Below are 18886 nucleotides of genomic sequence, written 5' to 3'. Positions count from 1 at the left end.
GTGGCGCGGCATAATCGACGGGTCGAAATTACCGGAGGCCCACGCCTTGGAAACCTACCCGAGTCGGTAGCTTTCGACGCCCGTGACAAGAGGCCGCGGGGCGTCGGAAGCTCCCCATTGCCCCGCACCGCCGAACCCCCTGTCACGGAGTGAGCCATGCTCAACATCTTCACGCTCGCCAACGGGCGTCTGTTCCAGGAAGAAATCGAGTCCCTGGAGGAGCTGTCCAAGTTCCAGCCGATCTGGGTCGACCTGGAATCACCCACGCCCGAGGAAAAGCGCTGGGTCAAGCAGTACTTCGGCCTGTCCATCCCCGACGACGCGATGGACGAGGACATCGAGGAATCCGCCCGCTTCTACGAGGAAGACAACGGCGACCTGCACATTCGCAGCGACTTCCTGATCGCCGGTGACGACGAGCCGCGCACCGTCCGCGTGGCCTTCATCCTGAACCTGGTCAACGACAGCCTCAAGAGCAAGGGCGTCCTGTTCTCCATCCACGACGAGGACGTGCCGGTGTTCCGCCTGCTGCGCATGCGCGCACGTCGGGCCCCGGGCCTGATCGAGGATGCCAAGGAGGTGCTGCTCAAGCTGTTCGACGCCGACGCCGAGTACTCGGCCGACACGCTCGAGGGCATCTACGACGAGCTCGAGGAGGTCTCCAAGCAGGTGCTGTCCGGCGAGGTGACCGACGCCCTGGCCGGCGAGGTGCTGGGCGCGATCGCGCGCCAGGAGGACCTGAACGGCCGCATCCGCCGCAACATGATGGACACCCGCCGCGCGGTGAGCTTCATGATGCGAAGCCGCATGCTGTCCGCCGAGCAGTTCGAGGAGGCGCGGCAGATCCTGCGCGACATCGAGTCGCTGGACAACCACACGGCCTTCCTGTTCGACAAGATCAACTTCCTGATGGACGCCACCGTCGGCTTCATCAACATCAACCAGAACAAGATCATCAAGATCTTCTCGGTGGCCAGCGTGGCGCTGCTGCCGCCGACCCTGGTGGCCAGCCTCTACGGCATGAACTTCAAGTACATGCCGGAGCTGGAGTGGCAGGGCGGCTACCCGCTCGCACTGGCGCTGATGGTGGCCAGCGCGGTGGTGCCGATGTGGTACTTCCGCAAGCGCGGCTGGCTGCGCTGACCCGCCCCCCGCACGCGCCGTGACAGGACGCCGCGCCCGCAGGCGCGGCGCCGGCCTCAGTGGCCGCCCTTGGGCAGCGGCAGCGGGTGCTGCTTCTCGCGGCCGAACCAGGCCACGTACAGCACCGGCAGCACCACCAGCGTGAGCAGCGTGGCGGTGAATAGCCCGCCGATCACCACGATGGCCAGCGGCCGCTGGGTCTCGGCGCCGATGTCCTGCGACAGCGCCATGGGCAGCAGCCCCAGCGCGGCCAGCAAGGCCGTCATGAGCACCGTGCGCAGGCGCTGCATCGAGCCCTCGCGCACCGCGTCCACCACCGACATGCCGCGCGACTGCAGCTGCTGGAACACCGAGAGCATCACCACGCCATTGAGCACCGCCTGCCCCGACAGCGCGATGAAGCCGATGGCGGCCGAGACCGACAGCGGGATGCCGAAGATCCACAGCGCGACGAAGCCGCCGATGAGGGCCAGGGGCACGTTCATCAGGATCAGAGCGGCGCGCTTGAGGGAGCCGAAGGCGTCGAACAGCAGCACGAAGATCAGCAGCAGCGAGACCGGCACCACCAGGGACAGCCGCTTCATGGCCCGCTCCTGGTTCTCGAACTCGCCCGACCAGCTCACGGTGTAGCCGGCCGGCAGGGTGACCGCGCCGTCGGTGCGCTGCTTCATGTCGGCCACCACCGAGCCCATGTCACGGCCCTTGATGAAGATGCCGATGGCCATGGTGCGGCGGCCGGCCTCACGGGCGATGTTCATCGCGCCGCTGACCTCGCGGATGTCGGCCACGCTGGACAGGGGCACGTAGCCGCCGTCGGGCGTGGGGATCAGGGTCTGCGGCAGCGCCCCGAGCTGGCGGCGCTCGCCGGCCAGGCGCACCGCCACCGAGAACTTGCGCTCGCCCTCCCAGATCTGGGTGGCGGCCTTGCCGGCCAGGGCGGCCTCGACCACGTCCTGGATGTCCTGAACGTTCAGGCCCAGGCGCGCGGCGCGGTCGCGGTCGATGTCGATGACCAGCTGCGGCAGCTCGCCGAAGCGGTCGATCTCGGCGCGGTAGACGCCGGGCACCTGCTTGACCTGCTGCTCGATGGCCTGGGTCACGCGTTTGAGCTCGCCCAGGTCGTCCCCGGCGACCTTGATCACGATCTGGCCGTCGATCTGCGAGATGGATTCCAGCACGTTGTCCCGAATGGGCTGCGAGAACACCGGCTCCATGCCCGGGATGGCGGAGACCGCGCGGTCCATCTCGTCGAGCAGCTGCGCGCGGGTGAGGCCCTTGCGCCACTCCTCGGGCGGCTTGACGTCGACGAAGACCTCGGCCATCGAGATGGTCTTGGGGTCGGTGCCGTCCTCGGGCTGGCCGGCCTTGGAGACCGTGGTGCGCACCTCGGGCACCGTGAGCAGCGCCTGGCGGATGGAACGCAGGGTGCGGGCCGCCTCGTCGTTGGAGATGCTGGAAGGCAGGCGGACGTTGACCCAGATCGTGCCCTCGTTCAGCTCCGGCAGGAATTCCGAGCCCAGGCGGGTGGCCACGCCCATCGCCGCGACGAAGGCGACGACGGCCAGCGCCATGACCGCGCGGCGGCGCGCCAGGGCCCAGGCCAGCACCGGCGCATAGGCGCGCTTGCAGGCGGCCAGCAGGCGGTTGTCGCCATGCGGCAGCTTGCGCCGCAGCATCCAGTAGGCCATGAGCGGCACCAGCATCAGCGAGAAGATCAGGGCGCCGATCAGCGCCGAGGTGACCGACAGCGCCATCGGCTGGAAGATGCGGCCCTCATGGCGCTGCAGCGCGAAGATGGGGATGTGCGCCGCGATGATGATCAGCATCGAGAACAGCGTCGGCCGGCCGACCTCGGTGGTGGCGTCCAGGATCACCTGGCGGCGCTCGTTGTCCTTCATGTCCTCCCCGCGTTCGGAGAGGCGGTGCAGGATGTTCTCCACCACGATCACCGCGCCGTCGACGATGATGCCGAAGTCCATCGCCCCCAGCGACAGCAGGTTCGCCGGCACGCCCATGAACTTCAGGCCCAGGAAGGTGGCCAGCAGGGACAGCGGGATCAGCGCCACCACCGCCAGCGTAGCGCGCAGGTTCGACAGGAACAGGTACAGGACGATCGAGACCAGCAGCGCGCCTTCCACCAAGTTGCGGAAGACGGTGGACAGGGTCTTGCCCATGAGCCAGGTGCGGTCGTAGTACGGCACGATCTTCACGCCCTGGGGCAGCACCCGGGTGTTGAGGTCGTCGATGCGGTCCTTGACCGCCTTGAGCACCACGCTGGGGTTCTCGCCCTTGCGCATGATGACGATGCCGGTGACGACGTCGTCGTCCAGGTCCTGGCCGACCACGCCCAGGCGGGGTACCGCGCCCACCTTCACCTGCGCGACGTCGCGCACCAGGATCGGCGTGCTGCCCCGGTTGGCGACGACGATGCGGCCGATGTCCTCGGGCGACTTGAGCAGGCCGATGCCGCGGATCGCGTACTGCTGCTGGCCCTGGGCCACGTAGCTGCCGCCGGCGTTGGCGTTGCCGCGGCCCAGCGCGTCGAGCAGCTGCTGGAAGTTCAGCTTGGCGGCGCGCAGCTTCTCCAGGTCGGGCTGCACCTCGTACTGCTTGATGAAGCCGCCCAGGGCCACCACGTCGGCCACGCCGGGCACCTGGCGCAGCGAGCGCTCGACGGTCCAGTCCTCGATGGCGCGCAGCTCGGTGGTGTCCAGGGCGTCGCCGCGCACCCGGTAGCGGAGGATCTCGCCCACCGGCGTGGCGTTGGGCGCGATGTGGGTCTCCACCCCCGGCGGCAGGTCCACCGAGCGCAGGCGCTCGTTGACCTGGGCGCGCACGGTGGGCACGTCGGCCTTGTCGTCGTAGGTGACGACGGTGAAGGACAGGCCGAACTGCGTGTGCGAGAACACGCGGATCGAATTGGGCAGGCCCGACAGCGCCACCTCCACGGGCAGCGTGACCTGCTTTTCCACCTCCTCGGCGGCGCGCCCCGGGTACAGGGCGATGACGGTGACCTGGGTGTCGGTCACGTCCGGGAAGGCCTCGACCGAGAGGTTGCTGAAGGCGAACAGCCCCGACAGCGCGAACAGCACCGTGCCCAGGACGACGAACAGCGGGCGGTGCAGGGCGAAATGGATCAGGCGCTTCACCGCGAGGCCCCCGCAGCGGCAGGCGAGGCGGCCGGGGCCGCGGAGGCCGCCGGGGCGGCCTTGGCGGCGCCCGATCCCTGGTGGTCATCGAGGGCGATGCGGTGCTGGCGCGAAAGCAGCAGCATGTTCTGCGAGACCACCTTCTCGCCGGCGGCCAGGCCGCGGGAGATGAAGACCTCGCCCTGGTTCTGGGTGGCAACCTCGACCTGGCGCGGCTCGAAGGCGCCCGGCGCGGCTTCCACCATCACGGTGTGGGTGCTGCCCTCGAGCTTCACCGCCGCGGCCGGCACCACCACCGTGCCCGGGGCGGGCTGGCGCGTGACGCGCGCGCTGGCGAGCATCTCGGCCTTCAGCAGGCGCTGGGGGTTGTCCACCACGGCGCGCACGCGCAGGCGGCGCGTGGCCGGGTCGATGAAGTCGCCGGCGGCCATCACCCGGGCCTCGAAGGCCTGGCCCGGCAGGCCGGGCACGGACAGCGCGAGCTTCACGCCCGGGCGCAGCAGGCCGGCCTCGCGCTCGGGCGCGTCGACCAGCACCCACAGCGTGGCGGGGTCGCTGACGGTGAACAGCGGGGGCACGCCATTGCCGCCGGCATCCGGGCGCAGCTCCTGGCCCGGGTTGAGGTTGCGCTCCACGACCATGCCGGCGATGCCGGACGACAGGGCCAGGCGCTGGTCCACGCCGGCGCCGGCGCCGCCGTACAGGCGGGTGCGGGCCTCGGCCCGCTGCAGCTCGGCGCGGGCGCGGGCGGCGTCGGCCTCGGCCTGCTCCAGGTCCTTGCGCGCGACGATGCCGGCCTCGAACAGCTCGCGCTGGCGGGCGAGCGCGCGCTGGGTCAGCTGCGCGTCGGCCTGGGCCTTGGCGGTCTCGGCCTGCGCCACGCCGAAGTCGGGCGAGGCGAGCAGGGCCAGGGGCTGCCCCGGCTTCACCACCTGGCCCACGTCGGCCACGATGCGCTCCACCCGGCCGGCGAAGGCGGGGTAGATGCGCTGGGTGCGGTCCTCGTTCCAGACCAGGCGGGCCGGCAGTTCGACGGTGATGGCGCTGGCCGGGGCGGCGGCCACCAGGCCCAGCTTCGCAAGCTGCGGGTGGCCGGGTGGGAAGCGCAGTTGCTGGCCCTGGACCACGGGGTCGGCGGGCGCGGGCGCGGCGGGCGCAGCGGCCTTGTCGCCGCAGGCGGCGAGCGCGAAGGCGGCTGGGATCAGGAGGGAAATCAGGCGCAGGTTCACGGCAACGGGATCAGTTCGTGGGCGGGGCCAGGCGCAGCTGCCAGGCGGAGGCGGCGCGCGCATGCTCGGCGCGGGCGGCGAGTTCGTCGACCAGGACGGCGCGCAGGGTGCGGCGCGCCTCGACCAGGTCGGTCAGGGACAGGGCGCCCCGGGTGTAGGCGAGTTCGGCCATCGCGGCGACCTGGCGCGCGCGCGGCACGATGTCCGACTGGAAGTCGGCGGCGCGGGCGGCGGCGGCGCGCAGGTCCTCGCGCAGCCGGCCGGTGTCGGCCAGGGCGTCGCGGCGGGCCATCTCCAGCTGGTCCTGCGCCTGCTCCAGCGCGGCGCGGGCCCGGGCGATCTCGCCCTCGTAGCCGTAGGTGCCCAGCACGCCGGCCAGGGGCATCTGCAGGCGCAGCTCGAGCTGGCGGCGCGAGGTGCCGGGGATGTGGTCCACCGAGGCGCCGACGGTGACGTCGTTGCGGCGCAGCGCCAGGGCGCCGTCGTAGGCGGCCTGGGCGGCCTGCACCCGCTCGCGGGCGGCCAGCACCGCGGGGCGCTGCTCGATGTCGGGGCCGTCGCCCGCCAGGGGCCCGGCCGCGGGCCAGGCCACCTCGGCGCGCAGATCGCCGCGCAGGCCGGTCACCTGGGCCAGGGCCAGCACCGCGCGCTGGCGGTCGGCCTGGGCGCCGCGCAGCTCGGCCTGGGCCCGGCGCGCTTCGATCTCGGTGCGCAGCGCGTCCTGCTGGGAGAGGTCACCCGCGCGCAGGCGGCGCTGGGCAGCGGCGGCCAGGTCGGCGGCGCTGCGCGCCAGCGCCTCGACCTGGCCCACGCGCTCCTGGGCGGCGAGCAGGTCGTAGTAGGCGGCCGCGGCGGCGGCCTGCTGCTGCACCAGCACCTCGGCCAGCTCCAGGCGCGCAGCCTGGGCGTTGCGCTCGGCCGCCCGGGTGCGCAGGGCGCGCTTGTCGCCACGCTCCACGGTCCAGTCCAGGCCGAGGCCCTTGTCGATTCGTTTCTCGCGCAGGGCGTTGCCGGGGCCGATGCCGTGCTCCAGGTCCATGGAGCCGGCCTTGGCCGACAGCACGGGCGTGGGGCGCCGGTCGGCGGCCACCACGTCGGCCTGGGCGCCGGCCAGGGCGCGTCGCGCCAGGGAGACGTCGAGGTTGTCACGGGCGGCCTGCAGCACCTGGGCCAGGGTCAGCGGCGAGGAGGCGTCCGCGGGCGCGGCGGCGGGCTGGCCATGGGCCAGGCCGGCGGCCAGCAGCGCGGACAGGAGGAACAGGGAAAGACGGTGCATGGGAATTTTCCGATGCTACCGAGTAGATACGCGCTCAGCCGGAAAAAGCGTGCGTACCAACACGTACCCACCCCCGGGGAAACCCCCGGGCCGGGTTCAGGCGCCGGCGAGCAGGGCGCGGACGATGGCGGCCGAGTGCCGGCTGGCCACCTGTTCGATGAAGGTGGTGAAGTCGCCATGGGCCGCGTCGTCGGCCCGGTCGGAGATGGTGCGCACCGCGGCATACGGCACCCCATAGTCCAGGCAGACCTGGGCGATGGCGGCGCCTTCCATTTCCACGGCCAGCGCCTCGGGCAGTTCGGCCTGCAGGGCGCGGGCCTCAGCGGTGGTGGCGACGAAGCGGTCGCCGCTGACGACCAGGCCGCGGTGGAAGCCGGCCCCGGGCAGCGCCGCGCGGGCGGCGGCGGCGAGGCGGTCGGTGAGCACCGGGTCGGTGGCGAAGCGCGACATGCCGTACAGCGGCACCTCGTGGCGCGGGAACAGCGGCGAGGCGTCCATGTCGTGCTGCAGGAAGCTGTCGGCGACGACGACATCGCCCACCTTCACGCCCGGGCCGAGGCCGCCGGCGACGCCGGTGAAGACGATGCGGCTGGCGCCGAAGCGCTCGATCAGCGCGGTGGCGGTGGTGGCCGCGGCCACCTTGCCGATGCGTGAAAGCACCGCCACCACCTCCTGGCCGTGCAGGTGGCCGACCCAGAAGTCGCGGCCGGCCACGCGGGTCTTGCGCTCGTCGGGCAGGAGGTCCAGGACGGCGGCCAGCTCCTGGTGCATGGCCGAGACGAGGGCGAGGGTCATGGGCCGGATTATTTCCGGTCCCGCAGCTCCCGGCGCAGGATCTTGCCCACGGGCGTCTTGGGCAGGTCGTTGCGGAACTCGATGACCTTGGGCAGCTTGTAGGCGGTGAGGTTGGCGCGGCAGAACTCGCGCACCCGCTCCTCGGTGAGCGCCGGGTCCTTGCGCACGATGACCAGCTTGACGGCCTCGCCGGTCTTCTCGTCGGGCATGCCGACCACGGCGCTCTCCAGCACCCCGGGCAGCTGGCCCACCACGTCCTCGACCTCGTTGGGGTACACGTTGAAGCCGGAGACCAGGATCATGTCCTTCTTGCGGTCGACGATGCGGAACCAGCCGCGCGTGTCCATGATGCCGATGTCGCCGGTCTTGAAGTAGCCGTCGGCCGTCATGACCTTGGCGGTCTCGTCGGGCCGCTGCCAGTAGCCGGCCATGACCTGCGGCCCCTTGATCACGATCTCGCCGGCCTGGCCCGGGGGCAGCTCGTTGCCGGCGTCATCGATGCACTTCATCCAGGTGGAGGGGATCGGCACGCCGATGGTGCCGGTGAACTCGGTGCTGGTCACCGGGTTGCAGCTGGCCGAGGGCGCGGTCTCGGACAGGCCGTAGCCCTCGCAGATGGGGCTGCCGGTCTTCTCCAGCCACAGCTTGGCCACCGCGCCCTGCACCGCCATGCCGCCGCCGACCGAGAGGGTCAGGTTGCGCCAGTTCACGGTGTCGAACTGCGGATGGTGGGCCAGGCCGTTGAACAGCGTGCTGACCGCGGGGAAGACGTGGAAGGTCTCCTTGGACAGGGTCTTGAGCACCCCCGGCAGGTCGCGCGGGTTGGGGATCAGGATCACCTTCCCGCCCAGGCGCATGAACAGCATCATGCAGACCGTGAACGCGAAGATGTGGTACAGCGGCAGCGCGCAGACCACGGTGATCTGCTCGTTGGCCGGCACCTTGCTCATGGCCGGGTGCTTCCAGGCCTGCGACTGCAGCACGTTGGCCACGACGTTGCGATGCAGGAGCACCGCGCCCTTGGCGACGCCGGTGGTGCCGCCGGTGTACTGCAGCAGCGCGATGTCGTCGGGGCCGATGGCCGGCGGCGAGAAGCTGCGGCGCTGGCCCAGCGCCAGGGCGTCGTTGTAGCGGACAGCGCCGGGCAGCTCGAAGGCCGGCACCAGCTTCTTGACGTGGCGCACCACGTAGTTCACCAGAGCGCCCTTGAGCAGGCCGAGGCGGTCGCCCATGGCGGCGAGCACCACGTGCTGCACCTGGGTGTTGGCGATGCAGGCCTGCAGCGTGTGGGCGAAGTTCTCGATGATGACGATGGCCCGGGCGCCCGAATCGCGCAGCTGGTGCTCCAGCTCGCGCGGGGTGTACAGCGGGTTGACGTTCACCACCACCAGGCCGGCGCGCAGGATGGCGGCCACCACCGCCGGGTACTGCGGCACGTTGGGCATCATGATCGCGACGCGGTCGCCCTTGGCCAGGCCCAGCCCCTGAAGGTAGGCGGCGAAGGCGCGGCTGTCGGCGTCGACCGAGGCGTAGTCGTAGGCCTTGCCGAGGAAGCTGAGGAAGGGGCGCGCGGAGAACTTCTGGAAGGCCTCCTCCATCAAGGCCACCAGCGACGGGTACTGGCCGGGGTCGACATCGGCCGGGACACCGGGGGGGTAGGACTCCAGCCAGGGGCGCTCACTCATTCTTTTGTCTCCTGCTTGCGGGCCCGCCGCGCGGGGCGCACCACGGGCTGATTGTGGTCCCGGGCCGCGCCTGCGCGGCCTCTTGTTTTCCCTGAAGGCGGCGGCATCGAACGCTTACTCGACGGCCTTGCCCATGTCCTCGACGACCTTCTTCGCGTCGCCGAAGACCATCATGGTCTTGTCCATGTAGAACAGCTCGTTGTCCAGGCCGGCGTAGCCCGCGGCCATCGAGCGCTTGTTCACGATCACCGTCTTGGCCTTGTAGGCCTCCAGGATCGGCATGCCGTAGATGGGGCTGCCCTTCTGCAGCGCCGCCGGGTTCACCACGTCGTTGGCGCCCAGGATGATGGCCACGTCGGCCTGGCCGAACTCGCCGTTGATGTCCTCCATCTCGAACACCTGGTCGTAGGGCACCTCGGCCTCGGCGAGGAGCACGTTCATGTGGCCCGGCATGCGGCCGGCCACCGGGTGGATCGCGTACTTCACGGTGATGCCCTTGTGCACCAGCTTCTCGGCCAGCTCCTTCACGGCATGCTGCGCGCGCGCCACCGCCAGGCCGTAGCCGGGCACGATCACCACCGTCTCGGCGTTGCCCAGGATGAAGGCGGCGTCGTCGGCGCTGCCGCTCTTGACGGTGCGCTGCACCGCCGCGCCGGCCTGCGCCGCGCCGGCCTCGCCGCCGAAGCCGCCCAGGATCACGTTGAAGAACGAGCGGTTCATGGCCTTGCACATGATGTAGCTCAGGATCGCGCCCGAGCTGCCCACCAGCGAGCCGGCGATGATCAGCATGGAGTTGTTCAACGAGAAGCCGATGCCCGCCGCCGCCCAGCCCGAGTACGAGTTGAGCATGGACACCACCACCGGCATGTCGGCGCCGCCGATCGGGATGATGATCAGCACGCCCATGACAAAGGCCAGCGCCAGCATCGCGAAGAACGCGCTCCAGTTCTCGGTGGCCATGTAGGCCAGCCCCAGCCCCAGCGTGGCCAGGCCCAGCGCCAGGTTCAGCAGGTGCTGGCCGGCGAACACCACCGGCGCGCCCTGGAACAGGCGGAACTTGTACTTGCCCGAGAGCTTGCCGAAGGCGATGACCGAGCCGCTGAACGTGATGGCGCCGATCGCCGCGCCCAGGAACAGCTCCAGGCGGTTGCCCTTGGGGATCTCGCCCACCGCGGGGGCGATGCCGAAGGCCTGGGGCTCGGCCACCGCGGCGATGGCGATGAACACCGCGGCCAGGCCGATCATGCTGTGCATGAAGGCCACCAGCTCGGGCATCTTGGTCATCTCCACGCGCTGGGCCATCACGGCGCCGGCGCCGCCGCCGACCACCAGCCCCAGCAGCACCCAGGCCATGCCCGGACCCGTGCCGCCGGACAGCTCCACGATCAGGGCCGCGGTGGTCAGCACCGCGATCGCCATGCCGGCCATGCCGAACAGGTTGCCGCGGATGGAGGTGGTGGGGTGCGACAGGCCCTTGAGGGCCTGGATGAAGCACACCGACGCCAGCAGGTACAGCAGGGTGACGAGGTTCATGCTCATGCTGCATCCCCCTTGGCCGCGGGCGGGGCGGCGGGCTTCTTGTCCTTCTTCTTGAACATCTCCAGCATCCGGCGCGTGACCAGGAAGCCGCCGAAGACATTGACCGCCGCCAGCGCCACGGCCAGCACGCCCATGGTCTTGGCCAGCCCGCCCTCGGTGAGCGCGGCGGCCAGCATGGCGCCGACGATGACGATGGCCGAGATCGCGTTGGTCACCGCCATCAGCGGCGTGTGCAGCGCGGGGGTGACGGTCCACACCACGTGGTAGCCCACGTAGATGGCCAGCACGAAGATGATCAGGTTGATGACGGTGGGCGACACGACATCCATGGCTCATTTCCTCCGCAGTTCACCGTTGTGGGTCATCAGGCAGGCGGCGACGATGTCGTCGTCCAGGTCCACCTTCAACTGGCCGTCCTTGTCGATCACGAGCTTGAGGAAGTCCAGCACGTTGCGCGCGTAGAGCGCGGAGGCGTCGGCCGCCACCAGCGCGGGCAGGTTGGTCTCGCCCACGATCGTCACGCCGTGCTTGACGACGGTGCGCCCGGCTTCGGTCAGCGGGCAGTTGCCGCCCTGGGCCGCGGCGAGGTCGACGATGACCGAGCCCGGCTTCATGGCCTGCACCATCTCCGGGGTGACGAGCACCGGCGCCGCGCGGCCCGGGATCAGGGCGGTGGTGATCACCACGTCGGCCTGGGCCACGCGCTTGGCGACCTCGGCCTTCTGGCGGTCCAGCCAGCTTTGCGGCATGGGCCGGGCGTAGCCGCCCACGCCCTCGGCCGCCTCCTTCTCCTCGGCGGTCTCGTAGGGCACGTCGATGAACTTGGCGCCCAGCGACTCGACCTGCTCCTTCACGCTGGGGCGCACGTCGGAGGCCTCGATCACCGCGCCCAGGCGCTTGGCCGTGGCGATGGCCTGCAGGCCCGCCACGCCCACGCCCAGGATCACGACGCGGGCGGCCTTCACGGTGCCGGCCGCCGTCATGAGCATGGGGAAGAAGCGCTGGTAGCGGTCGGCCGCGATCATCACGGCCTTGTAGCCGGCGATGTTGGCCTGGGAGGAGAGCACGTCCATGCTCTGCGCCCGGGTGGTGCGCGGCGCCGCCTCCAGCGCGTAGGCCGTCAGGCCTGCGCCCGCCAGGCCCTGCAGTCCGGCGGCATCGAAGGGATTGAGCATGCCCACCAGCGTGGTCCCCGCCCGCATCAGCGCAAGCTCGCCGCCGGAGGGAGCCCTCACCTTCAGCACCAGGTCGCTGCCGAAGGCCCCGGCCGCATCGGTGATCTCGCAGCCGACGGCTTCGTACGCCGCGTCCGGCGCGCTGGCCGCCAGGCCGGCGCCCGACTGCACGCGCACCGCGTGTCCCTGGCCCTTGAGCTTCTTGGCCGTCTCCGGAGTGACGGCAACGCGGGTCTCTCCCGCCGTGGTTTCGGCGGGTACGCCAATCTGCATGGATCTCCTCCTCGCAACAGGGGTGGCGGTAGCAACTGCTTACTGACCCGCAGCTTACATGAAAGCTCGGCGGGGTCACCCCCCTGCGTCGGACGGGAACCGGCACGCAGGCGGGTCCGCGTCCTACACGGATGAGCTGCCTCGAGGTCAAAAACTGCACAGATGGCACGTCCGGCATCCTTCTCATCCGCGGCTAACGGCCCGCGGGCAAGCAACGTGAACTACCTGGGCGCGTCACGCGCACGGCGCAAGTTCGAGCTCTACTACCCCGAAGGTTTCGGGGATGCGGCCTACCTGGTGGCCGAACGCTCGATGAAGGAGCGTGCCCACCTGGAATGGCAGCGCGACCTCGGGCCGGAGACCTGGCGCAAGCTGCTGGCGCGCGGCGAGTACCGGCAGATCGCCGACACCGCGCTGCGCATCGAGGCGCGCACCAACCTGCTGTTCTCGTTCGAGAAGATGGCGCTGCGCGAGGCCTTGCGGCCGGCCGCCGGGGCGCGCCTGTTCGCACACGAGCTGCATTCGTTCGTCTGGGGGCGCGGCCCTGCGCAGCGCCGCTTCGAGGACTGGAGCCAGGCGGTGGCCGAACTGCCGCAGCCGCGCGGGCGCGTGCGCAGCTGGCCGGTCGTCACGGTCTTCGGCTTCCTGGCCCGGCCCGACAAGCACCTGTTCCTCAAGCCGCAGGTCACGCGGCGCGCGGCCCGGGCCTATGGCTTCGACCTGCCGTATGACGCGACGCCGGGCTGGAAGGTGTACGAGGGGCTGATGACGTTCGCCGCGATCATCCGCCGCGACCTGGACCGGCATGTCGGCTTCCACGCGCGCGACATGATCGACGTGCAGTCCTTCATCTGGGTGCAGGGCGCGCAGGAGTACGAGGCCTGATCGGCGCCTGGCCGCCCCGCCCCGGGCCGCTCAGGGCCGCTCAGGGCAGGAACGGCGGCGACAACAGCCGCACGCCCAGGGACATCCAGCGGTTGGAGGTGCCGGGCTGCAGGCGGCTGCCGAGGGTGGCGTCGACCTGCACGCGATCGGGCACCACCCACCAGCGCAGTCCGCCGTGCACGTGGGTGCCGCTGCGGTTCTCGCCGAAGGCCTCGGCGATCAGCTGCACCTGCGGCGCCAGCCGGATCTCGCTGCCCAGGCCCCAGGTGCCGAAGCTGCGGCGGGCCGCGCGGTCGTCGCGCATGCCGAGGTTCAGGTGCAGGACCACGTCGTCGCCCCGCATCGCCCAGCTCGCCGGGACGTAGAAATAGTTGCTGGCCACGGCGGGTGAATCACCCGGCAGGTCGTGGCTGCGGCCCACGGCCAGGCCGATGCCCCAGCCATCCGGCGTCAGCGGCCTGATCAGCGTCTTTCCTTGGAACAGGTTGGCGACGAGGCGGCGCTCGCCGGGGCGCGCCTCGGTCGCACCGAAGCCGCCACCGACCGACAGCTCCAGGTTGCCTGTGGGGTTGCAGGCCGGCACCGCCCAGAAGCGGTTGGGGCCGTCGCGGTTGATCCGCTGCCACGACTCGACCTGGCACGCCTGGGCATCGACGATGCGGGCGTCGTCGGTGATCATGGGCCGTGCGGCCAGGGCGGGCGGGGGGGTGGCGGCAGCGGCGAGGAGCAGGCCAAGGGACCCGGTCAGGGAGGCAAGGCGGCGTGCGAAGGGCATGGCGAGGGCGGAGGGAGCGTGGCGTGGCGTGGCGTGGCGTGGCGTGGCGTGGCGTGGCGTGGCGTGGCGTGGCGCGCGATCCTACCCGCTGCCGGTGACGCGGTGGTGACCCCTATGATCGGCCGATGGACACCCGATGGAAACCCAGCGTCACCGTGGCCGCCGTCATCGAGCGTGACGGCCGCTTCCTCCTGGTGGAGGAACACACCCCCGAAGGCCTGCGCCTGAACAACCCGGCCGGCCACCTGGACCCCGGCGAATCACCCGTGGCCGGCTGCGCCCGCGAGGCGCTGGAGGAGACCTGCCACGCCTTCGAGCCCACCGCCCTGGTGGGCGTGTACCTCTCGCGCTTCCGGCGCGAGGCCACCGGCGAGGACATCACCTACCTGCGCTTCGCCTTCTGCGGCGCGCTGGGCGAGCTCGACCCGGCCCGCCGCCTGGACACCGGCATCGTGCGCACGGTCTGGATGACGCCCGACGAAGTGCGCGCCAGCGCCGGCCGCCACCGCAGCCCGCTGGTGCTGCGCTGCATGGAGGACTACCTGCGCGGGCAGCGCCACCCGCTGGACCTGGTCTACACCGACCCCAGCGTGGCCGGGCTGGGATAATTGCCCCCCTTATGAGTTCGAAGCAGCGCATCGTCGTGGGCCTGAGCGGGGGCGTGGATTCCGCCGTGTCCGCCTACCTGTTGAAGAAGCAAGGCCACGAGGTGGTCGGCATCTTCATGAAGAACTGGGAAGACGACGACGACAGCGAGTACTGCTCCTCGAACGAGGACTTCGTCGACGCCGCCAGCGTGGCCGACGTGATCGGCATCGAGATCGAGCACGTCAACTTCGCCGCCGAGTACAAGGACCGCGTCTTCGCCGAGTTCCTGCGCGAGTACCAGGCCGGCCGCACGCCCAACCCCGACGTGCTGTGCAACGCCGAGATCAAGTTCAAGGCCTTCCTGGACCATGCCATGCGCCTGGGCGCCGAGAAGATCGCCACCGGGCATTACGCCCGGGTTCGCTGGTGCCCGGCGAACCCGGGCGAGCCCGATGGGCCGTTATGGAAATCGCACGCTGGCGCGTGCGATGCGCCCGGGTCGGGAGGGCACTACCAGCTACTGAAGGGCCTGGACCCGGCCAAGGACCAGAGCTACTTCCTGCACCGCCTGAACCAGGCGCAGCTGCGCAAGACGCTGTTCCCGGTGGGCGAGCTGCACAAGACCGAGGTGCGCCGCATCGCCGAGGAAATCGGCCTGCCCAATGCGAAGAAGAAGGACTCCACCGGCATCTGCTTCATCGGCGAGCGGCCGTTCCGCGAGTTCCTGGGCCGCTACCTGAGCAAGGAGCCGGGCCCGATCAAGGACGAAAAGGGCCGCACCCTGGGCCAGCACCAGGGCCTGTCCTTCTACACGCTGGGCCAGCGCCAGGGCCTGGGCATCGGCGGGGTGAAGGCCAAGGGCGCGCAGAAGGGCGCGGGTGACCACGCGCCCTGGTTCGTGGCGCGCAAGGACATCGAGAAAAACACGCTGTACGTGGTGCAGGGGCATGACCACCCCTGGCTGCTCTCGCAGGCGCTGGAAGCCACCGACCTCAGCTGGACCGCCGACACGCCGCCCTCCGCGGGCGCCTACGCCGCCAAGACCCGCTACCGCCAGGCCGACGCGGCCTGCACGCTCTCGCTGCCGCGGGACGGCGCGATCCGCCTGCAGTTCACCGATCCGCAGTGGGCGGTGACGCCGGGGCAGTCCGCCGTGCTGTATGACGGCGAGGTCTGCCTGGGCGGCGGCGTGATCTGCGCGCGCGACTGATCTCGCGGCCCCGGCCGACTTGAATTCGGCCCCGTGATCGACTGAACTTCAGCCTCCCCTTTTCCGGAGGCTCGCCATGCTGATCGCACGCTGGAGCATCAATGCCCGCTTCGGGCACAAGCAGGTCGTCATCGACGCCATGCATCGCTGGCTGGCCGACATCGGGCCGAAAGCCGGCGTCGAGCCGCAACGCACCCGGCTGCTGACCGGGTCCATCGGCGCCCTCGAGGCGACGGTGCAGACCGAGCACGAGGTCGACAGCCTCGCACAGCTCGAGGCCGTGTGGGCCGAGTTGCCCAAGATCCCCGAACACCTCCAATGGAGCAAGGACCTCGAGCCCTACGTGGTCTCGGGCACCAGCCGCTGGGAGATCCTGCGGGCGCTCTGACGCGGGGCCGCGCGGCACGGGTGCGTTGACGTGGGTCAAATAAGGTGCATCTCAAATGCATATTCTGATGACACACACATCGCACCGAGGAACCCGAATGAACGCCGTGCTCGAACCCGCCGTCCCGGCCACCCTGCTGCAGCCCGCCGCCACGCTGGGCGAGATCGCCGCCCGCGTGCCGGGCGCGACCGCCGTCTTCCGCCGCCACAAGCTGGATTTCTGCTGCGGCGGCAACGTCGCCCTGGACCAGGCGGCCCGGGCCAAGGGCCTGGACGCGCAGGCGCTGCTGGCGGAACTGCGCGAGGCCGCGCCGGCCCCTGACGGCCAGGCCGTCCCGACCGAAGCCGGCGCGCTGATCGACCACCTCCTGGCCCGCTACCACGAGGTGCACCGGCGCCAGCTGCCCGAGCTCGAGCGCATGGCGCGCCGGGTGGAGGCGGTGCATGCCGACCACCCGCAGGTGCCCGCCGGGCTGGCGCAGCACCTGGAGGCGATGCAGTCGGAGCTGCTCTCGCACATGGAGAAAGAGGAGCAGGTGCTGTTCCCGGTCCTGCGCCGGGGCGGCCACCCGATGGCGGCCCACCCGATCACCATGATGCGGCACGAGCACCTCGAGCACGGCCAGGCCCTGGAGACGCTGGACCGCCTGACGCAGGAAATGACCCCGCCGCCCGGCGCCTGCAACACCTGGCGCGCGCTGTACACGGGGCTGGCCCAGCTCAAGTCCGACCTGATGGAGCACATCCACCTGGAGAACAACTGCCTGTTCCCGGCTTTCGAGGGCCAGTCGCCGGGGGAGTCGCAGGGCGGCTGCGGGTCAGGCGGGGCCTGCGGCTGCGCCTGAAACGACAACGGCCACCGAGGTGGCCGAAGGGGAGGTCCGGTGCCCGCGGCGCGGGGCGCAAGCCCTGTCGCCGCACAGGCGCGCCAGCGGCGCGGCCGGGCGGGGATCAGAACGGGATGTCGTCGTCCATGTCGTCGAAGCCCGAGTTCGCCTTGGGCGCCGGGGCCGGACGCGGAGCGGCCGCGCGGGGCGCGGGCGCCGGGGCGCGGCGCTGGGGAGCGCCACCGCCGTATTCGTCGTCGCCGCCGCCACCGCCGGCGCCGCCGCCCATGCCTTCACGGCCACCCAGCAGCTGCAGCTCGGTGGCGATGATGTCCACGGTATTGCGCTCGATGCCGTCCTGGCCGGTGTACTTGCCGTACTTCAGGCGACCCTCGACGTAGAGGGGGCGGCCCTTCTTCACGTACTCGCCCGCGATCTCGGCCAGGCGGTCGTAGAAGGTGACGCGGTGCCACTGGGTGTCTTCGACCATCTCGCCGCTGTTCTTGTCCTTGCGGCGGGTGGAGGTGGCAACACTCACGTTGGCCACGGCCTGGCCCGAAGGCAGGTAGCGCATTTCGGGGTCGCGGCCGCAGTTGCCGATGAGGATGACTTTGTTGACGGATGCCATGGGGTTTCCTTGCAGATATCGGCTCGATTATGTCGCCTGCGCCTCGCTGGCCAGGACCTCCGGCGCCGGCCGGGAGGAGGCCGGCGCGCGCATCGGCCAGGCCACCACCAGCCACACCGCCATCAGCGCGGCGCACAGGCCGAAGACGCCCGGCGCGCCGGCCTGCTTCACCAGCCAGCCACCCACCGCGCCCCCGGCGAAGAAGCCCAGGGACTGCAGGGTGTTGTAGACGCCCAGGGCCGCCCCGCGCGCATGGGCCGGGGCCACGCGCGAGGCCATGCTCGGCTGGCTGGCCTCCAGCACGTTGAAGCCGCAGAAGAACAGGAACAGCAGGGCGCCCAGCGCCGCCAGCGAGGGCTGGCCGGCCACGGCCAGCAGCCCCAGCTGCACCAGCCCGATCACACCGACCGAGGACAGGAAGACGGCGCGCAGGTAGCCGCGGCGCTCCAGCGGGAACAGCACCCCGCCCATGACGACGAAGGACCCCAGCATGGCCGGCAGGTAGACCTTCCAGTGGTCGGCCTTGGCCAGGCCGGCGGCCACCAGCAAGGCCGGCACCGCGACCCACATGGCCAGTTGCACCGCGTGCAGCACGAACACGCCCACGTCCAGCCGCAGCAGGCCCGGGTGCGAGAGCACCTCGGACAGGCGCCCGCGCGGCTGGTCCTTGTGCTGGACCGGCTCGGGCGGCGTCCACCACAGCACCACGGCGATGCAGGCCAGGGCCAGGAAGCCGGTGGCGGCGAACAGGCCCGACAGGCCGACCTTCGCCGCCAGCAGGGGCGCGGCGACGAGGGAGACGGCGAACATCAGGCCGATGCTGGCGCCCACCAGGGCCATGGCCTTGGTCCGCACGCTGTCGCGGGTCTGATCGGCCAGCAGGGCGGTGACGGCGGCCGAGACCGCGCCGGCGCCCTGGAGCGAGCGGCCGGCGACCAGGCCCCACAGGGAGGTGGCCGCCGCCGCCATGAAGCTGCCGGCGGCGAACACCAGCAGGCCCAGCACGATCACGCGCTTGCGGCCAAAGCGGTCGGAGGCCATGCCGAAGGGGATCTGCAGCAGGCCCTGGGTCAGGCCATAGATGCCCATGGCCAGGCCGACCAGGGACGGGTCGTCGCCGCCGGGGTAGCGGGCCGCCTCCAGGGCGAACACGGGCAGCACCAGGAACAGGCCCAGCATGCGCGCGGCGAATACGCTGGCCAGCGAGCCGCTGGCCCGGCGCTCGGCGGGGGTCATGCGGCTGGAAGTCGGGTCGGAAGGGGTCACGGGGCGGCTGGAGCGGTCGCGGGCGCGGACGCCCGCGCCTGAAAACCCTGCATTGT

At 71.0% G+C, this 18886-nt stretch carries 17 protein-coding genes; 6 read left to right on the top strand and 11 right to left on the bottom strand.

Annotated features, from left to right (window positions below; genetic code table 11):
* The first annotated feature begins 156 nt into the window (after positions 1 to 156).
* Complete coding sequence (gene corA / locus ACT80S_RS10015) at positions 157 to 1143, top strand: magnesium/cobalt transporter CorA (protein WP_377415484.1); 987 nt, start codon at positions 157 to 159, stop codon at positions 1141 to 1143.
* 56 nt (positions 1144 to 1199) lie between these two features.
* On the opposite strand, the gene ACT80S_RS10010 is transcribed toward corA, so the two are convergent.
* The 8 genes from ACT80S_RS10010 to ACT80S_RS09975 all read right to left on the bottom strand — a co-directional run bounded on the left by ACT80S_RS10010 (position 1200) and on the right by ACT80S_RS09975 (position 12264).
* Positions 1200 to 4292 carry an efflux RND transporter permease subunit gene (locus ACT80S_RS10010; protein WP_377415483.1) on the bottom strand — a complete coding sequence of 1031 codons (3093 nt, stop codon included), beginning with the start codon at positions 4290 to 4292 and terminating at the stop codon, positions 1200 to 1202.
* A complete protein-coding gene (locus ACT80S_RS10005) occupies positions 4289 to 5521 on the bottom strand; it encodes an efflux RND transporter periplasmic adaptor subunit (RefSeq protein ID WP_377415482.1) in 1233 nt (410 codons plus the stop codon). The genes ACT80S_RS10010 and ACT80S_RS10005 overlap by 4 nt, the downstream gene beginning before the upstream one ends.
* A gap of 10 nt (positions 5522 to 5531) precedes the next feature.
* Positions 5532 to 6797 (bottom strand): TolC family protein, encoded by a 1266-nt coding sequence (locus ACT80S_RS10000; protein WP_377415481.1) that lies wholly within the window; start codon positions 6795 to 6797, stop codon positions 5532 to 5534.
* Between the two features lie 96 nt (positions 6798 to 6893).
* Positions 6894 to 7592 (bottom strand): 5'-methylthioadenosine/adenosylhomocysteine nucleosidase, encoded by a 699-nt coding sequence (locus tag ACT80S_RS09995; protein WP_377415480.1) that lies wholly within the window; start codon positions 7590 to 7592, stop codon positions 6894 to 6896.
* 8 nt (positions 7593 to 7600) lie between these two features.
* A complete protein-coding gene (locus ACT80S_RS09990; protein WP_377415479.1) occupies positions 7601 to 9277 on the bottom strand; it encodes a long-chain-fatty-acid--CoA ligase in 1677 nt (558 codons plus the stop codon).
* Positions 9278 to 9391: 114 nt separating this feature from the next.
* Positions 9392 to 10816, bottom strand: coding sequence for an NAD(P)(+) transhydrogenase (Re/Si-specific) subunit beta (locus ACT80S_RS09985; protein ID WP_377415478.1), 1425 nt, complete (start codon positions 10814 to 10816; stop codon positions 9392 to 9394).
* A complete protein-coding gene (locus ACT80S_RS09980) occupies positions 10813 to 11145 on the bottom strand; it encodes an NAD(P) transhydrogenase subunit alpha (protein WP_377415477.1) in 333 nt (110 codons plus the stop codon). Before ACT80S_RS09980 ends, ACT80S_RS09985 begins: the two co-directional genes overlap by 4 nt.
* Before the next feature lie 3 nt (positions 11146 to 11148).
* Positions 11149 to 12264, bottom strand: a complete 1116-nt coding sequence (locus tag ACT80S_RS09975) for a Re/Si-specific NAD(P)(+) transhydrogenase subunit alpha (protein ID WP_377415476.1) — start codon at positions 12262 to 12264, stop codon at positions 11149 to 11151.
* Between the two features lie 216 nt (positions 12265 to 12480).
* Here ACT80S_RS09975 and ACT80S_RS09970 point away from each other — a divergent pair, with 216 nt between their 5' ends.
* Complete coding sequence (locus ACT80S_RS09970; RefSeq protein ID WP_377415475.1) at positions 12481 to 13149, top strand: hypothetical protein; 669 nt, start codon at positions 12481 to 12483, stop codon at positions 13147 to 13149.
* A gap of 40 nt (positions 13150 to 13189) precedes the next feature.
* Here the strand turns inward: ACT80S_RS09970 and ACT80S_RS09965 are convergent, their stop codons facing one another.
* Entirely contained in the window at positions 13190 to 13924 is a 735-nt protein-coding gene (locus ACT80S_RS09965; RefSeq protein ID WP_377415474.1) for a hypothetical protein, read from the bottom strand.
* Between the two features lie 125 nt (positions 13925 to 14049).
* On the opposite strand from ACT80S_RS09965, the gene ACT80S_RS09960 reads away from it, so the two are divergent.
* The 4 genes from ACT80S_RS09960 to ytfE all read left to right on the top strand — a co-directional run bounded on the left by ACT80S_RS09960 (position 14050) and on the right by ytfE (position 16954).
* Complete coding sequence (locus ACT80S_RS09960) at positions 14050 to 14532, top strand: NUDIX hydrolase (RefSeq protein WP_377415473.1); 483 nt, start codon at positions 14050 to 14052, stop codon at positions 14530 to 14532.
* Between the two features lie 11 nt (positions 14533 to 14543).
* The gene (mnmA, locus tag ACT80S_RS09955; RefSeq protein WP_377415472.1) at positions 14544 to 15722 is read left to right on the top strand and encodes a tRNA 2-thiouridine(34) synthase MnmA; all 1179 of its coding nucleotides are present in this window, start codon (positions 14544 to 14546) and stop codon (positions 15720 to 15722) included.
* A 76-nt stretch (positions 15723 to 15798) separates the two neighbouring features.
* Positions 15799 to 16110, top strand: coding sequence for a hypothetical protein (locus ACT80S_RS09950; RefSeq protein ID WP_377415471.1), 312 nt, complete (start codon positions 15799 to 15801; stop codon positions 16108 to 16110).
* A 97-nt stretch (positions 16111 to 16207) separates the two neighbouring features.
* Complete coding sequence (gene ytfE, locus ACT80S_RS09945) at positions 16208 to 16954, top strand: iron-sulfur cluster repair protein YtfE (RefSeq protein WP_377415470.1); 747 nt, start codon at positions 16208 to 16210, stop codon at positions 16952 to 16954.
* 106 nt (positions 16955 to 17060) lie between these two features.
* Here the strand turns inward: ytfE and ssb are convergent, their stop codons facing one another.
* Positions 17061 to 17564: a single-stranded DNA-binding protein gene (ssb, locus tag ACT80S_RS09940; protein WP_377415469.1), complete on the bottom strand. Its 504-nt coding sequence runs from the start codon at positions 17562 to 17564 to the stop codon at positions 17061 to 17063.
* Positions 17565 to 17591: 27 nt separating this feature from the next.
* Positions 17592 to 18800, bottom strand: coding sequence for an MFS transporter (locus ACT80S_RS09935; RefSeq protein ID WP_377415556.1), 1209 nt, complete (start codon positions 18798 to 18800; stop codon positions 17592 to 17594).
* Between the last annotated feature and the right edge of the window lie 86 nt (positions 18801 to 18886).

It is taken from the genome of Ramlibacter sp. MAHUQ-53 (assembly GCF_052600055.1).
Note: the sequence above shows the minus strand (reverse complement) of the source record. Positions and strands in the feature narration are given on the sequence as shown.